At 66.9% G+C, this 14,618-nt stretch carries 17 protein-coding genes; 4 read left to right on the forward strand and 13 right to left on the reverse strand.

What is annotated here, in order from left to right; translation table 11 throughout:
* The first annotated feature begins 31 nt into the window (after positions 1-31).
* Together sctQ and sctR are read left to right on the forward strand one after the other, a co-directional pair.
* On the forward strand, positions 32-1,141 hold the full coding sequence (sctQ, locus tag ACSQ9I_RS15555) for a type III secretion system cytoplasmic ring protein SctQ (RefSeq protein ID WP_436313701.1): 1,110 nt from the start codon (positions 32-34) through the stop codon (positions 1,139-1,141).
* 10 nt (positions 1,142-1,151) lie between these two features.
* Positions 1,152-1,811: a type III secretion system export apparatus subunit SctR gene (gene sctR / locus ACSQ9I_RS15560; protein ID WP_436304138.1), complete on the forward strand. Its 660-nt coding sequence runs from the start codon at positions 1,152-1,154 to the stop codon at positions 1,809-1,811.
* 15 nt (positions 1,812-1,826) lie between these two features.
* Here sctR and ACSQ9I_RS15565 read toward each other — a convergent pair whose 3' ends face one another.
* Together ACSQ9I_RS15565 and ACSQ9I_RS15570 are read right to left on the reverse strand one after the other, a co-directional pair.
* Positions 1,827-2,234 carry a RidA family protein gene (locus ACSQ9I_RS15565; protein ID WP_436313702.1) on the reverse strand — a complete coding sequence of 136 codons (408 nt, stop codon included), beginning with the start codon at positions 2,232-2,234 and terminating at the stop codon, positions 1,827-1,829.
* Positions 2,231-2,929: an FMN-dependent NADH-azoreductase gene (locus ACSQ9I_RS15570; RefSeq protein ID WP_436313703.1), complete on the reverse strand. Its 699-nt coding sequence runs from the start codon at positions 2,927-2,929 to the stop codon at positions 2,231-2,233. Before ACSQ9I_RS15570 ends, ACSQ9I_RS15565 begins: the two co-directional genes overlap by 4 nt.
* 90 nt (positions 2,930-3,019) lie before the next feature.
* Between ACSQ9I_RS15570 and ACSQ9I_RS15575 the strand changes: the two genes are divergently transcribed.
* The gene (locus tag ACSQ9I_RS15575) at positions 3,020-3,964 is read left to right on the forward strand and encodes a LysR substrate-binding domain-containing protein (RefSeq protein WP_436313704.1); all 945 of its coding nucleotides are present in this window, start codon (positions 3,020-3,022) and stop codon (positions 3,962-3,964) included.
* Here the strand turns inward: ACSQ9I_RS15575 and ACSQ9I_RS15580 are convergent.
* Entirely contained in the window at positions 3,942-4,301 is a 360-nt protein-coding gene (locus ACSQ9I_RS15580) for a DUF1428 domain-containing protein (protein WP_436313705.1), read from the reverse strand. The genes ACSQ9I_RS15575 and ACSQ9I_RS15580 overlap by 23 nt on opposite strands.
* Positions 4,302-4,630: 329 nt before the next feature.
* Between ACSQ9I_RS15580 and ACSQ9I_RS15585 the strand changes: the two genes are divergently transcribed.
* Positions 4,631-5,014 (forward strand): DUF427 domain-containing protein, encoded by a 384-nt coding sequence (locus ACSQ9I_RS15585; protein ID WP_436313706.1) that lies wholly within the window; start codon positions 4,631-4,633, stop codon positions 5,012-5,014.
* A 10-nt stretch (positions 5,015-5,024) separates the two neighbouring features.
* Here ACSQ9I_RS15585 and ACSQ9I_RS15590 read toward each other — a convergent pair whose 3' ends face one another.
* From ACSQ9I_RS15590 to ACSQ9I_RS15635, 10 genes are all read right to left on the reverse strand, one after another.
* Positions 5,025-5,930 carry an SDR family oxidoreductase gene (locus ACSQ9I_RS15590; RefSeq protein ID WP_093108726.1) on the reverse strand — a complete coding sequence of 302 codons (906 nt, stop codon included), beginning with the start codon at positions 5,928-5,930 and terminating at the stop codon, positions 5,025-5,027.
* 88 nt (positions 5,931-6,018) lie between these two features.
* Positions 6,019-6,957, reverse strand: a complete 939-nt coding sequence (locus tag ACSQ9I_RS15595) for a glutathione S-transferase family protein (RefSeq protein ID WP_436313707.1) — start codon at positions 6,955-6,957, stop codon at positions 6,019-6,021.
* Positions 6,958-6,979: 22 nt separating this feature from the next.
* On the reverse strand, positions 6,980-8,632 hold the full coding sequence (locus ACSQ9I_RS15600; protein ID WP_436313708.1) for an isovaleryl-CoA dehydrogenase: 1,653 nt from the start codon (positions 8,630-8,632) through the stop codon (positions 6,980-6,982).
* Between the two features lie 22 nt (positions 8,633-8,654).
* Positions 8,655-9,671: an NADP-dependent oxidoreductase gene (locus tag ACSQ9I_RS15605; RefSeq protein ID WP_436304145.1), complete on the reverse strand. Its 1,017-nt coding sequence runs from the start codon at positions 9,669-9,671 to the stop codon at positions 8,655-8,657.
* A gap of 9 nt (positions 9,672-9,680) precedes the next feature.
* Complete coding sequence (locus ACSQ9I_RS15610) at positions 9,681-10,130, reverse strand: PaaI family thioesterase (RefSeq protein ID WP_093108730.1); 450 nt, start codon at positions 10,128-10,130, stop codon at positions 9,681-9,683.
* A 1-nt stretch (position 10,131) separates the two neighbouring features.
* On the reverse strand, positions 10,132-10,926 hold the full coding sequence (locus ACSQ9I_RS15615) for an SDR family oxidoreductase (protein WP_436313709.1): 795 nt from the start codon (positions 10,924-10,926) through the stop codon (positions 10,132-10,134).
* A gap of 16 nt (positions 10,927-10,942) precedes the next feature.
* A complete protein-coding gene (locus ACSQ9I_RS15620) occupies positions 10,943-11,227 on the reverse strand; it encodes a Dabb family protein (protein ID WP_436304146.1) in 285 nt (94 codons plus the stop codon).
* Positions 11,228-11,305: 78 nt separating this feature from the next.
* Complete coding sequence (locus ACSQ9I_RS15625; protein ID WP_436313710.1) at positions 11,306-11,500, reverse strand: hypothetical protein; 195 nt, start codon at positions 11,498-11,500, stop codon at positions 11,306-11,308.
* A complete protein-coding gene (locus ACSQ9I_RS15630; protein WP_436313711.1) occupies positions 11,500-13,332 on the reverse strand; it encodes an acyl-CoA dehydrogenase in 1,833 nt (610 codons plus the stop codon). The genes ACSQ9I_RS15625 and ACSQ9I_RS15630 overlap by 1 nt, the downstream gene beginning before the upstream one ends.
* An 85-nt stretch (positions 13,333-13,417) precedes the next feature.
* Entirely contained in the window at positions 13,418-14,593 is a 1,176-nt protein-coding gene (locus tag ACSQ9I_RS15635) for an acetyl-CoA C-acyltransferase (protein ID WP_093108735.1), read from the reverse strand.
* Between the last annotated feature and the right edge of the window lie 25 nt (positions 14,594-14,618).

Raw genomic sequence — 14,618 nt, forward strand, 5'->3', positions numbered from 1 at the left:
AGACGCAGCAGTTGTTCGAACGAAAGCATGCATGCCGACCGGGCCTGCTGAAGCGGTGACGGAACTCGGCGAGGCCCGCACCCTGCCTCGCGCCGATGCAGCGAATGTGCGTGCGCTCAACCGTCTCTACGCGGCAGCGCCGCAGCACGGCGTGGCGGCCAGGGGCGTGAACTACCGGCTCGCGTGGCAACACGATGCGGCCGTCGGCCACATGACGCGCGATCGCTACAGCTTCCGGCTCGGCGCGCATGTCGGGCATCTGGCGATGGATGCGCCGAGCATGCAAGTGCTGCTTGGCGAACGCCGCATCGACCTGCTGCCGCGCGACCTGCGCTACATCCTGCTGGCCGATGCACTGCATCCGGTGGTTGACGCGCTCGAGAAGGCACTGCGCCTGCACTTCGAATGGCAGCCATCGGAGGCCGAGGCGCGCGACGCGCGGGAAACGCGCGAGCAGCCGCTCCTGCATTGCGACCCGGAGCGCGCGGCCTTCTTCGTCGCCACGCCGTCGGACGGCGGCGCGATGCTGCGCGGCTTCGTGCAGTTCGACGACGCCGCCACGCTCGACGCGCTCGTACCTGCGGCCACCGGACTCCGGCATGCCGCGCGCACCGGCGATGCCTTCGACGCCTTGCACCTGCCCGTGAGCTTCAGTCTCGGCAGCACGCCGATACAGCTTCGCGAGATCAGCAGCATTCGCCCCGGCGACATCGTCGGCATCGAGCAATGGAGTTCTTCGGGTGCCGCGATCGTCGTCACCGCCGAGCTGGGAGGCCCCGCGGGGCTGCACCTCTCCGCCCTGGCCGAAGGCTCGCGCATCACCGTTCAGCAATCGAGAAACAGCGCCATGAAGCCAGATATGCCCGCCGATCCTGCGAACACCGCAGACAACGTCAACCTGCCGATCGACCGGCTCGATGCGCTGGAGGTGACGCTGCGCTTCGAGGTCGGCGACCTGTCGCTGTCGCTCGGCGAACTGAAGAGCATTCGCGCCGGGCACATCTTCGACCTGGCCCAACCGCTGAACCGCAGCCCGGTGCGCATCCTTGCGCACGGCAACGTGCTTGGCAAGGGCTACCTGGTTGCCGTGGGCGACCGCCTGGGCGTGCGCGTGTCGGAGTTCGCGCCCGGCGAAGTCTAAGGCCCTGACGATGCAAGGCGGAATACCGGAGCCTCTCACACTCGTCGCGGTGATGGTCGCGTTCGGCCTCGCGACCTTCGCGGCGCTGATGGTGACGAGCTACACCAAACTGGTCATCGTCTTCGGCCTGCTGCGCACCGCGCTCGGCCTGCAGCAGACACCGCCCAACATGGTGCTCAATGGCATTGCGATCATCCTGTCGGTCTACATCATGGCGCCGGTCGGCATGGACATCGGCGACGCGCTGCGCAACCGCAGCTTCGGCGTCAAGGGCGAAAGCATGGGCGACATCATGGCGGTGATCGATGCAGCCAAGGTGCCCGTGAAGGAATTCCTGCAGAAGCACACGCACGAGCGCGAGCGGCAGTTCTTCCTCAAGTCGGCCTCCAACATCTGGCCCAAGGCCAGGGCCGAGCAGCTCGGGGCCGACGACTTCATGGTGCTGGTGCCCAGCTTTACGCTCAGCGAGCTGACGCGGGCCTTCCAGATCGGCTTCATCATCTACCTGGTGTTCGTGGTGGTGGACCTGATCGTCGCCACCGTGCTGCTCGCGCTCGGCATGTCGATGATCGCGCCGACCACCATCTCCCTGCCCTTCAAGCTGCTGCTGTTCGTGATGCTGGACGGCTGGACACGGTTGGTGCACGGGCTGGTGCTGTCTTACCGCTGAGGCCGAACGTCCCGCCTAGGCAGGCACCACTGCCGTCGCCTCGATCTCGAACAGCATGCCGTCGAGCGCCAGCCGCGGCACCGGAATGAGCGTGCAGGCCGGCTTCCGCGCATCGCCCCAGACACGGTCGAGTTCGGCGCCGAACACGTGAAGCCGCTCTTCGGTGTGATCGACGATGAGCACCAGCAGGCGCGCGACATGCGTGACCTCGGCGCCGGCCGCAGCGAGCGCCACGCGCATGTTGCCGAGGGCCTGGCGGACCTGCGATGCGTAGTCGGGCGGCAAGCTGCCCTCCGCCGTTTCGCCGCCCTGCCCTGCAACGAGCACGAGCCGGCTTCCGGGCGGGACGATCGCGAGGTGCGAATAGCCGTTGGGGGCCGGGTCGTAGAGTCCGGGCGGGTTGATGAGCTGAATGGCGGTCATGCGTTTTCCATCATGAGTTGAAGGTGTGAGGCCGAGAGCTTATCGACCAGCCGATCGACCGCGAGATCGGCCTCGCCGAGCGACTGCGCCAGCCGCTCGCCGCCGAACTCGTCGTACTCGACGGCGATCTCGTGCACCTCGCGGATGCCGATGTAGCCGAACACCGAACGCACGCTGGCCTCTGTGTGGTTGAGGTGCGCGATGCGCTGGCCTTCGCCGTAGCCGAAGTCGCCGCGCGAGCCCAGCAGCACCAGGCGCTTGCCTGCATCGGCCAGCAAGGGCCAGTAAGGCACCTCGCCGCGCGCACGGTCGAAGCTGAAGGTGCGGCCCACGCGCACGATGTTGTCGATGTAGGCCTTGAACTGCGCCGGGACGCCGAAGTTGTACATCGGCAGGCCGACCACGATCAGGTCGGCGGCGATGAGCTGGTCCACGAGACGGTCGCTCTCCGCAAGCACTTCGTGCATCCACGGCTCGCGCGCCGTGGCGGGCGTGAACGCAGCGTGGATCCAGGGCCCCGTGACATGCGCGGGCGGCGCCTGGCCGACATCGAGGTAGTCGATGCGGTCCGAAGGCCGCGCCGCATGCCAGCGCGCCACGAAGCGCGCAGAGAGCCTGCGGGTATGGGAACCATGGGGATCGATGCCGGAGCGGCCGAGCCGAGCGCTGGCATCGATGTGCAGAAGCGTGGTCATGAAAGGGTCTTTCCTGCGTGGCAATGAATGAATTGGCGTATTCAATTTAGGGTTGCGCCACCCCTTGCACAAACGAGGATTTCTTCCTGCATGGATGAGCTGAATTCACCTGTGAGGCGACCCCGCCGGCTGCCGCCCCTGTCCTCGCTGCGCGCCTTCGAGGCGGCCGCGGCGCACCTGAGCTTTCAGCGCGCGGCGGCCGAGCTCTCGGTCACGCCCACGGCCATCAGCCACCAGGTGCGCGGACTCGAGAGCACGCTGGGCCAGCCGCTGTTTCGCAGGCTGACGCGCCAACTGGCGCTCACGCCGGCCGGACTGCGCCTGTTCCATGCGCTGCGCGAAGGCTTCGACGTGCTGGAAGCCGGCGTGCATGCGCTGCGCGAGCGCTCGGCGAGCGACACGGTCACGCTCACGACCAACACCGCTTTCGCGGCCAAGTGGGTGCTGCCGCGCATGGCGGCCTTTCGCGCCGCCTGCCCCGGCATCGAGCTGCGCTTGCATGCGAGCGATCTGTTGGTCGATCTCGCGCGCGGCGATGCCGACCTCGCGATCCGCTCCGGCAGCGGCGACTGGCCGGGCCTGGTGACGGCCGAGCTAATGGCCGAGCGCTATGCGCCGGTATGCAGTCCGCTCCTGGGTTTGAAGCGCGTGCAGGATCTGCCGAAGCACCGGTTGATCCACAGCGACTGGCAGCCGCAGGCGCGCGCACCGGCCGTGTGGTCGCGCTGGTTCGAGGAGGCCGGTATCGCTGCGAGCAAATCGCGCACGACGCGCGCTGCCTCAGGCCTCTCGTTCTCGGACGAAACGCACGCCCTGCTCGCCACGCTGGCGGGGCATGGCGTCGCCTTGCTGAGCCTCACGCTCTGCGCCGAGGAGTTGCGAAGCGGCGCGTTGCTGCAGCCCTTCGGGCCCGCACTCGCTACCGGCAGCTATTTCCTGACAGCCGCCGAAGGGCGCGAGCGTGAACCGGCGGTCCGCGCGGTGTGGCAGTGGATCGCCGGCCAGGCCGGACTCAGAGTTCGACCAGCGGGCTGAAGCCGCCCCAGAACATGCGCTTGCCGTCGAAGGGCATGGTCTTGGGATCCATCATGTCGGCCAGGCGCGGATCGCTCATCACCTTGGCGTTGACTTCGTCGCGGTGCTGGCGCGACTCGAACACGATGTACGAAAAGATCACGGTCTCGTCGTCCTTCAGTTTCACGGCCTGCGGAAAGGAGGTGACTTCACCGGCCTTCACATCGTCGGCCACGCATTCGCGGTATTCGAGCGCGCCATGCTCGCGCCAGATCTTTCCCGCCTTGGTGGCCATCGCGCGATAGGCCTCGATATTTGCTTTGGGAACGGGAACGACGTATCCATCGACATAGGACATTCGAAATCTCCTTGGGGTTGGGATGAAACACAGAACCTGTTGGTTCAGTATAAGCCGGCCTCGACGCCAGTTTCAAGTCCCTGCAACTTTGTGCCGATGCCCTGGAAGAAGGTGTAGGAAAACATCCCGCGGTCTCCTCGGCATCCCGACATGTCCCCCGCGCCCGTGGACAAGCTTGTGGAAAACTGCACTGGGAACTTTTTAGATCGTTGTCCCACGGGGCCTGCGCCCGGATTGCCTCCAGAAGCAGCAGTGGAACACTTGACAGGCCGGAAGTGTCATCCGATCGCTCATACCCTGGCCGCCGCCGTTCAACCAAGGACAGACACATGCAGGAAAAACCCGTGAAGATTCCCGGCCCGGACCATCCGATCACCATTGCCGCGAACCCCGCGCGCGTGGTCGTGAAGGCCGCCGGCCGCGTGATCGCCGACACGCGCGCGGCCTTGACGCTGCGCGAAGCGAGCTACCCCGCCGTGCAGTACATCCCGCGCAAGGACGTGGACATGTCGCTGCTCGAGCGCACCGAACACGCCACCTACTGCCCCTTCAAGGGCGACTGCGCCTACTACAGCATTCCCTCGGCCGGTGAGAAAGGGGCGAACGCCGTGTGGACCTACGAGCAGCCCTACGCGTCCGTCGAGCAGATCAAGAACCACCTCGCCTTCTATCCCGACCGCGTCGAAGCGATCGAGGAAACGCCGCAGGGTTGAAGGGGGAGTCTCAGCCCGCGCGCAGCTGTTCGCGCAGCTTGGCGCCGATCTCCGGCCGCTCCAGGAAGGGATCGGCCGGATTCGAGATCGACACGATGCTCTCCATGCGGCTCTTCACGTTGCCCAGCGCCTTCGGGTGGCTGAACACGTAGAACTGGTTGGCGCTGATGGCATCGAACACCATCTGCGCCACTTCGGCCGCCGTCACCTTGCCGCTGCTGACGGCCTTGTTGCTCATCGCCTGGCCGATCAGCTGGCTCTTGGTGAGTTCGCCGGCAGCGAGTGCATCGGGCCGGTTGCGCTCGCTGCTGGTGATGCCGGTCGGCACGAAGTAAGGGCACAGGAGACTGGCGCCGATCTGGTCGGTGATGAGCTTCAGGTCTTGGTAGAGCGTTTCGGTGAGGCTCACCACGGCCGCCTTGGCCGCGTTGTAGACACCCATGTTGGGCGGCGCCAGCAGGCCGGCCATGCTGGCGGTGTTGACGATGTGGCCGCGGTACGAAGGGTCCCTGGCGGCGGCTTGCAGCATCATCGGCGTGAACAGGCGCACGCCGTGGATCACGCCCCAGAGGTCGACGCCGAGCACCCATTCCCAGTCGGCCACGGTGTTCTCCCACACCAGGCCGCCGGCGCCCACGCCCGCGTTGTTGAAGACGAAGTGCGGCGCACCGAAGCGCTGCTGCACATCCTTGGCGAGCTGCTCCATCTGCTGCGCATCGGCGACGTCGACCTTGCGCGCCAGCACCTGCGCACCGGCGGCTTCCATCTCGGCCTGCACGCGGTCGAGTGCGTCCTGCTGCACGTCGACCAGCACGAGACTCATGCCGCGCGCCGCGCCGATGCGCGCGCACTCGAGGCCGAAGCCGGAACCGGCGCCGGTGAGAACTGCGGTGGTGCCCTTGAAATCCTGAATCATTGCCCGTGTCCTTTTCGTCTCTTGAGGGAGACGCTATTGAAATACGGAAACCTGCACGATGCAGTCGCGAAGGTGCCCGTTGCGAGCGTCAGCCTTCGACTTTTCTCAACGCATAACCGACCCGCGGGAAGTGCACGTGCACGATCCCGGCACGCGGGTCGGTGCGGCGCAGCGTGTAGTGGGTGCGGGTGGCGGCGATGAGTTCGCCTTCGGTGGGCTCGGGCCCGAAGCTCTCGCCCGCGACCGTGACGCGGGTCCCGAGCGGAATGCCGTGCTCGTCCTGGAAGGTGCTGTCGGACAAGAGGGTGTGCGGCGTCGAAGCGGCCGCGACCGCAATGGCCTGCGCGGCATCGAAGGTCTCCATCGTGCCGTGGCCGATCGCGGCCATGCGGTCCATCCAGTCGCCCACGGCCGGCGTGAACTGCAGGATGCCGGCCATCGAGGGCGTGCGCTTGCGCGTGAACCACAGCGGGTGGTAGCAGGCGAAATCGGCGACCGTCGGATAGGCGCCGAGCAGGTAGTCGGTGTCGTCCAGCATGTCGGACATGCGCCGCAGGTAGGACTTGTAGGCCGCCGCGGCATCGCCCGGGCGGTGCCGCACCATGTTCACGCTCATGGCCTTGCGGTCCTCGCCGAAGGCCTTGGCCAGTTCGGGCGGCGCCTTGCCGAACAGGTCGGCCGCGCCCTTGCCGCTGAAGCTGTAGGCCATCGAGGCCCAGAAGAGCGAGGTCTCGCCCCATTGGGCAACGACGCGCTCCAGGCCCTTGCCCGGCTCGGGATAGATCGACGGCAGCGGCGAGATGTGCTCGAGCACGTCGCAGATCAGCGCGGTGTCGCAGTAGATGTCGGCGCCGATCTGCAGCACCGGCGTCTTGCGGTAGCCGCCCGTGAGCGCGAGCAGGTCGGGCTTGGGCAGAATCTGCGGAATGATCACCGACTTCCATGTGAGCTTCTTGTAGCCGAGGATCAGGCGCAGCTTTTCGGAAAAGGGCGAGGTCGCGTAGTGGTGGAGGATCAGGTCTGCCATGAGGGTCCTTTGGATGTCCGCGTCATTGGAGCCGCGCACGCGCGATGATGGAATCGAAATCGGTGCTGGCGCGGAGCGTGCCGAAGGCATGGCCCCAGTCGCCGCCCAGGCGCGATGCGCAAAAGGCGCCGACCACGGCCTGCGGCGCGGTCTGCACGAGCAGCGCGCCCTGCACCGCGAGCGCCACGTCCTGCGCGAGCCGCCGCGCCTCGGCTTCGGTGGCCATGGCCTCGATGCGCGCCGGCAGCGCATCGGCCAGGCTGTCGAGCGCCGCATCGACACCGCGCGCCGGCGCCAGTTCGTGCACCAATGCCGCGACCGCATCGCCCTTGCGAAGCCCGCGCAGCAGGTCGAGCGCCATGATGTTGCCGGCGCCTTCCCAGATCGAGTTGAGCGGCATCTCACGGTAGACGCGCGCCATCACGCCTTCGCCGCCCTCCTCCACGTAGCCGTTGCCGCCGAGGCATTCCATCGCCTCCTGCGCGAAGTGGCTGCCGCGCTTGCAGATCCAGAACTTGGCCACCGGCGTCAGCAGGCGCGCCATCAGGCGCTCGTGCTCGTCCTGCTGGCGATCGAAGGCGCGCGCGAGGCGGATGGCCAGCGCGGTCGCTGCTTCGCTTTCGAGCGCGAGGTCGGCCAGCACGTTCTTCATCAGCGGCTGTTCGATGAGCGGCTTGCCGAAGGCCTGGCGCTGCGCTGTGTGATGCAGGGCCAGGCTCAAGGCCTGGCGCATCAGGCCGCTGGTGCCGAGTGCGCAGTCGAGCCGCGTCATCGTGCCCATCTCGAGGATCTGCGGAATGCCGCGGCCTTCTTCGCCGACCAGCCAGGCGCTCGCGCCATGGAACTCGACCTCGGAACTCGCGTTGGCCTTGTTGCCGAGCTTGTCTTTCAAGCGCTGGATGCCGATGCCGTTGCGCACGTCATCGCCCATCCAGTCGGGCAGCACGCGCGGCATGAAGAAGCACGACAGACCGGCCGGCGCCTGTGCGAGCACCAGGAAGGCATCGCACATCGGTGCCGAGAAGAACCACTTGTGGCCCGTGATCTCGTAGCGCTCGCCCCAATCATCACCGGCGACGCGAACCGCCCGCGTGGTGTTGGCGCGCACGTCCGAGCCGCCCTGCTTCTCGGTCATGCCCATGCCCATGGTCACGCCGGGCTTGTCGAGCGCGGACCTGAGCACCGGGTCGTACCAGAGGCTCGCGAGCTTCGGCCCCCAGTCGGCATAGATGGCCGCGTTGCCGCGCAGCGCGGGCGTCACGGCGTAGCTCATCGAGATCGGGCACAGCACCGAGGGCTCGAGCTCGGTGAAGAGCATGAAGCCGGCGGCGCGCTGGACGTGCGGGGATGCGGATTCCCCTGTCCACGGTGTGCCGTGCAGGCCGGCACCCACCGCCGCCTTCATCAACGCGTGATAGCTCGGATGAAACTCCACCTCGTCGATGCGCCGGCCGAAGCGGTCGTGCGTGTGCAGCACCGGTGGGTTCGTGTTCGCGAGCCGCGCATGGGTCTGCATCTCGACCGAGCCGATCACGCCGCCCAGATGCGCGAGCGGCGCGAGCTGCAGCTGCGATGCGTTGAACTTCAGCGCATCGCGCAGCGGCCGGTTGGATTCGAACAGGTTGTAGCCGGCCAGCGGGGCCGGCTGGTTGAAGACCTCGTGCGTCGTGTTCATCGCCGGCCTCCTTGCACTTTGCCTAGATCAGTTTCACCAGTTGCTTGCCGAAGTTCTTGCCCTTGAGCAAACCGAGGAAGGCCTCGGGCGCCGACTCGATGCCCTGCGCGATCGACTCGCGCGGCCTGAGCTTTCCGGTGGCGACCAGCTGGCCCAGTTCGGCCAGCGCCTCGGGCCAGACTTCCATGTGCTCGCTGACGATGAAGCCTTCGAGCTTCATCCGGTTGATGAGGAACAGCGCCGGATTGGCCAGCGGCAGCGGCTGCCCGTCGTAGCCGGCGATCATGCCGCACAGCGCGACGCGCGCGAAGGCATTGGCGCGCAGCAGCACCGCGTCGAAGATGTAGCCGCCGACGTTCTCGAAGTAGCCATCGATGCCCTTCGGGCAGGCCTCCTTCAGCGCTGTGCTCATGCTCTTGACGTCGGGATGCTGCCGGTAGTCGATGCAGGCGTCGAAGCCCAGTTCGTCGGTCACGTACTTGCACTTGTCCGCACCGCCCGCGATGCCGACCACGCGGCAGCCGCGCGCCTTGGCCAGCGCGCCGAAGGCACTGCCGACCGCGCCGCTGGCGGCCGTGACGACCATCGTCTCGCCGGCCTTCGGGTTGATGATCTTCACCAGGCCGTACCAGGCCGTGACGCCGGGCATGCCGACCGCGCCGAGGTAGTACGAGAGTGGTACGTACGCGGTGTCAACCTTCCTCAAGGCGCCGGGCTGCGAGGCATCGACCACGCTGTATTCCTGCCAGCCGCCGAAGCCGACCACCTTGTCGCCGACGGCGTACTTGGGGTGCTTGCTCTCGACCACCTCGCCCGCCGTGCCGCCCTGCATCACCTGGCCCAGCGGCTGCGGCTGCGCGTAGCTCTTGGCGTCGTTCATGCGGCCGCGCATGTAGGGGTCGAGGCTCATGTAGTGGTGGCGCACCAGCACCTCGTTGTCTTTCAACGGCGGCGTCTCGGTGCTCACGAGCTTGAAATTGGAAGCGACGGCTTCGCCATCGGGGCGGTTGTCGAGCAGTTGTTGTCTGTTGATGGGCATGAAAGTCTCCTAATCTGTGGACGGCGGACGCATCGCGTTGGCGCTGCCGGGGCCGGTGGGAAGGCGCCGCTTCACGTACTTGAAGGTGCCGGTGGCATGGGCACAGACGCGCTCCTGCTCGTCGTAGATCTTCGCTTCGGTGAAGGCCAGCGTCGCGGTGCGGTGGATCAGCTTGCCGCGCGCATGCAGCGGGCCGACCGAGGGTTGCATGAAGCTGGTTTTCATCTCGATCGTGACCACGCCCATCTCCGGCGTCTGGCTGCGCGCGGCCGCGGCCATGGTGATGTCGAGCAGCGTCATGCAGGCGCCGCCGTGGGTCACGTCGAAGGTGTTGAGATGCTCGGGCTTCGCCGTGTAGCGGATCTCGGACTCGCCGCCCTCGAACTTCGTGAGCTCGAAGCCCAGATGCCGCGCAAACGGGATCTGGCTCGTGTAGGAGCGGACGTTGATGTCGTCCACCTCAAGCTCCGAGCACCACGCTCACGCCGCCGTCGATCGCCAGCCACTGGCCGGTGATGTGCTTGCCGGCATCGCTCGCGTACAGCAGCGTGATGCCCTTCAGGTCTTCGTCGTCGCCGAGGCGGCCCAGCGGCGCATGCGAGGCCATCTTCTCCTCGCCGATCGACTTGATCAGGCCCGCGGCCATCTTGGTCATGAAGAAGCCGGGACAGATGGCGTTGACGTTGATGTTGTACTTGCCCCATTCGGCCGCCAGCGTGTGGGTGAAGCCGATCACGGCGCTCTTCGAGGTGTTGTAGGCCAGGGTCTGCATCTCGGGCGGGTTGCCGTTCAGGCCCGCGATGGAGGCGATGTTGATGATGCGGCCAGTCTTCTTCGGGATCATGTAGCCGCGCGCGATCTGCTGCGCGAGGATGAAGTAGCCGCGGACGTTGAGGTTCATCACCTTGTCCCAGGCCTCGACCGGGTGGTCTTCGGCCGGCGCGCCCCAGCTCGCACCTGCGTTGTTGACCAGGATGTCGACCGCGCCCAGGCGTTCCAGGGTCTCGTCGGCCAGGCGGCGCGTGTCTTCTTCCTTCGAGCAGTCGGCCGCGATCCAGCGGGCGTCGATGCCGGCCGACTGCAGCTCCGCCGCGGCTTGCTCGAGGTCATCGGCCTTGCGCGAACTCAGCATGATCTTGGCGCCGGCCTCTCCGAGCGCATGGGCCATCTGCAGGCCGAGGCCGCGCGAGCCGCCGGTGACGAGTGCGGTCTTGCCGCTGAGGTCGAACAGTTTCTGGATGCTGCGTGCGGTCATGGGTGTCTCCGAGGGTTCAGGGGGTTTCGTAGTCGAGGACGCTGCGGGCTTCGCGCAGTGTGCCCAGCACCGCGGACACTTCGACGTGCTGCGGATGCTCCAGGTAGGACTGCAGCGCGGCCTTGTCGTCGAAGGCCGAGCACAGCACAACGTCGCAGTTGGCTTCGAGTCCCGGCGCACGCACCGCGACCTCGAACTGGCGCATGCCCGGCACCAGGCCGCGGCAACTGTCGAGCTTCTCCTTGAACAGCGCGGCCTTGGCCGGGTCCTTGAGCTTCCACATCACGATGTGCTTGATCATGGCATTGCCCGCCCGGCCGCCCGAAGGGCAATGAGCGCCCCCTCGGGGGGCAGCGAACGAAGTGAGCTTGGGGGCATGTCAGTCCTTCAGGCGGGAGCGAACGTAGATGAGGACCACGCCGACAATGGCCACGGCCACGCCTGGGACGGCCATGACCCAGCCGAGGGTCTCGTCCGATCGGCCGGTCGCGATGCCGAGGATCAGCATGAAGAGGCCACCGTAGATCAGGATCCAGATCCATTTCTCGATCGTGGCGTGGGGTTTGACGGCCATCAGAAAGCCTCCTCGGGCAGGGCTGCGCAGGTCGGGTCGCGCCGTTCGACCACATTGAGCCAGGCACCGATCTTCGGCAGTTCGTAGTTGAAGAAATAGTCGGTCGCGCCGATACGCCCGGCCGTGGCCGGCAGCGCCTTCGACGCGTCGCGTTCGAGCGCGTGCTGCGCCACGTCGAGCCAGATCCAGGCAAGCACCGTATGGCCGAAGGCTTGCATGTAGGGCACGGCATTGGCCAGCGCCTCCTGCGGATTGCCGGTGGCCCAGGCTGCCTTGGTCGCGTTGCCGATGCGCTGCAGCGCTTCGGCCAGCGCCTTGGCATGCACGGCCAGCGAGGGCATGCGGGCCGCACGCGCGATGGTGTCGGTGACGCGCGCGGCCAAGAGCTGCAGGCCGCGGCCGTCTTCCATCAGCACCTTGCGGCCCAGCAGGTCGGCCGCCTGAATGCCGTGCGTGCCTTCGTGGATCATGTTCAGGCGGTTGTCGCGCCAGTACTGCTCCACCGGAAAGTCGCGCGTATAGCCGTAGCCGCCGTGCACCTGGATCGCGAGCGAGTTGGCCTCCAGGCACCATTCGCTGGGCCAGCTCTTGGCGATCGGCGTGAGCACCTCCAGCAGCAGGCGCGCGTCGTCGGCGGCCTGCGCGTCACCGGTCTTCTGCTCGTCGACCAGGCGCGCGCAATAGAGCTCGAGCGCCAGCGCGCCTTCGCAATACGCCTTCTGTGCGAGCAGCATGCGGCGCACGTCGGCATGCTCGATGATGCGCACCTGCGGCTTGGCCGCGTCCTTGCCGGCCGGGCCTGCCGGCCGCCCTTGCGGCCGGTTCTTTGCATAGTCGAGCGATGCGTGGTAGCCGGCCATGCCCAGCATGGTCGCCGCGGTGCCGACACCGATGCGCGCCTCGTTCATCATGTGGAACATGCAGTGCAAGCCTTTGCCGGGCTCGCCGACGAGGTAACCCACCGCACCGGCCTTGCCACCAACGGGGAACTTGCCCTCGCCGAAGTTCAGGAGCGTGTTGGTGGTGCCGCGCCAGCCCAGCTTGTGGTTGAGGCCCGCGAGCGCGACGTCGTTGCGTTCGCCGGTGAGTTGCCCTTCGGCATCGACCATCTTCTTCGGCACGATGAAGAGCGAAATGCCACGCGTGCCCGGGATGAGCTTGCCCTTCTCGTCGGGGATCTTGGCCAGCACGATGTGCACGATGTTCTCGGTCAGCTCATGGTCGCCGGCCGAGATCCACATCTTGTTGCCAAAGAGCCGATAGCGGGGCCCGAGCGGATCGTCCCGGAAATCGGCGCCGTCGGGCACGGCACGCGTCGCCACGTCGCTGAGGCTGGAGCCGGCCTGCGGCTCCGACAGGCACATGGTGCCCGACCAGCGGCCTGCGAACTCGTTCTTCGCGAACACCGATTGCTGCATGGGCGTGCCGTGAACCATCAGCAGGTTGGCATTGCCGCTGGTCAGCATGCCGGAGCCGATGCTGACCGAGGCCATCGCGAAGAAGCTGTTGGCCGCCGCCTGCACGGTGTAGGGCAGTTGCATGCCGCCGATCTCGTAGTCCTGTGCGGCGCTCAGCATGCCGGATTCGGCAAAGGCCTTGTGCGCATCGTGCGTGGCCTGCGGCAGGATCACCTTGTCGCCGTCGAAGTGCGGCTCCTGGGTGTCGACGATGCGGTTGTTCGGCGCGTACTTCTCGCGCGCGATGCGCTCGCAGGTGTCGAGCACGGCATCGAAGGTTTCGCGCGAGTGGTCGGCGAAGCGCGCGCGCTCGTTGAGCGACTCGGCGTGGAGCCAGTCGTAGAGCAGGAAGTCGAGGGTGGGACGAAGGCTCATTTCGTGACTTTCAATTCGGAAACCGGGCGCGAAGGACGCTCTGCGCCCTTCACCTCCGGTCTTCAGTTCGGCCCTCGCAGCAGGCTCAGAGTACCTCGAATACGCCGGCTGCGCCCATGCCGCCGCCGATGCACATCGTGACGACCACCTTCTTGGCGCCGCGGCGCTTGCCTTCGATCAGCGCATGGCCGGTCAGGCGCTGGCCGCTCACGCCATACGGGTGGCCGACGGCGATGGCGCCCCCGTTCACGTTCAGGCGGTCGCCCGGGATGCCGAGCTTGTCGCGGCAGTAGATCACCTGCACCGCGAAGGCCTCGTTGAGCTCCCAGAGGTCGATGTCGCCGACCTTGAGGCCCAGGCGCTTCAGCACCTTCGGGATCGCGAACACCGGGCCGATGCCCATCTCGTCGGGCTCGCAGCCCGCGACCGCGAAGCCGAGGAAGCGGCCGAGCGGCTTCAGGCCCTTCTTCTCGGCGTACTTCTCGTCGACCACCACGCAGGCGCCGCCGCCGTCGGAGAACTGGCTGGCGTTGCCGGCCGAGATCACACCGCCCGGAATCGCCGGACGGATGCCGCTGATGCCTTCCTTGGTGGTGCCGGGGCGGATGCCTTCGTCGTTCTCTACCGTGACTTCCTTGGTACGCAGGCCCAGCACCGGGTCGGCCACGCCGGCCAGCACGGTGATCGGCGCGATCTCGGCCTTGAAGAGGCCGGCCTCGAGCGCGGCGGTGGCCTTCTGCTGGCTCGCGGCGCCGTACTCGTCCATGGCGTCGCGGCCGATGTCGTAGCGCTTGGCGACCTGCTCGGCGGTCTGCAGCATGTTCCAGTAGATCTCGGGCTTGTGCTTCACCAGCCAGGGGTCGGCCAGCATGTGCTTGTTCATCTCGTTCTGCACGCAGGAGATGCTCTCGACGCCGCCGGCCACGTAGACCTCGCCCTCGCCCGCGATGATGCGCTGCGCCGCGGTCGCGATGGTTTGCAGGCCCGAGGAGCAGAAGCGGTTGATGGTCATGCCCGCGGTGGTGATCGGCAATCCGGCGCGCAGCGCGATCTGGCGCGCGATGTTGGCGCCGGTCGCGCCTTCGGGATTGGCGCAGCCCATGATCACGTCGTCGACTTCGGCAGGCTCGATGCCGGCGCGCGCCACCGCGTGCTGCACCGCATGGCCGCCGAGCGTGGCGCCGTGCGTCATGTTGAAGGCGCCCTTCCAGCTCTTGGCGAGCGGCGTGCGGGCGGTGGAGACGATGACGGCGCTGGTCATGGTGTGGTCCTTTGAAAAAGAGGGG

Source organism: Variovorax sp. LjRoot84, from assembly GCF_964254305.1.
In the GTDB taxonomy this organism is placed as follows: domain Bacteria; phylum Pseudomonadota; class Gammaproteobacteria; order Burkholderiales; family Burkholderiaceae_C; genus Variovorax.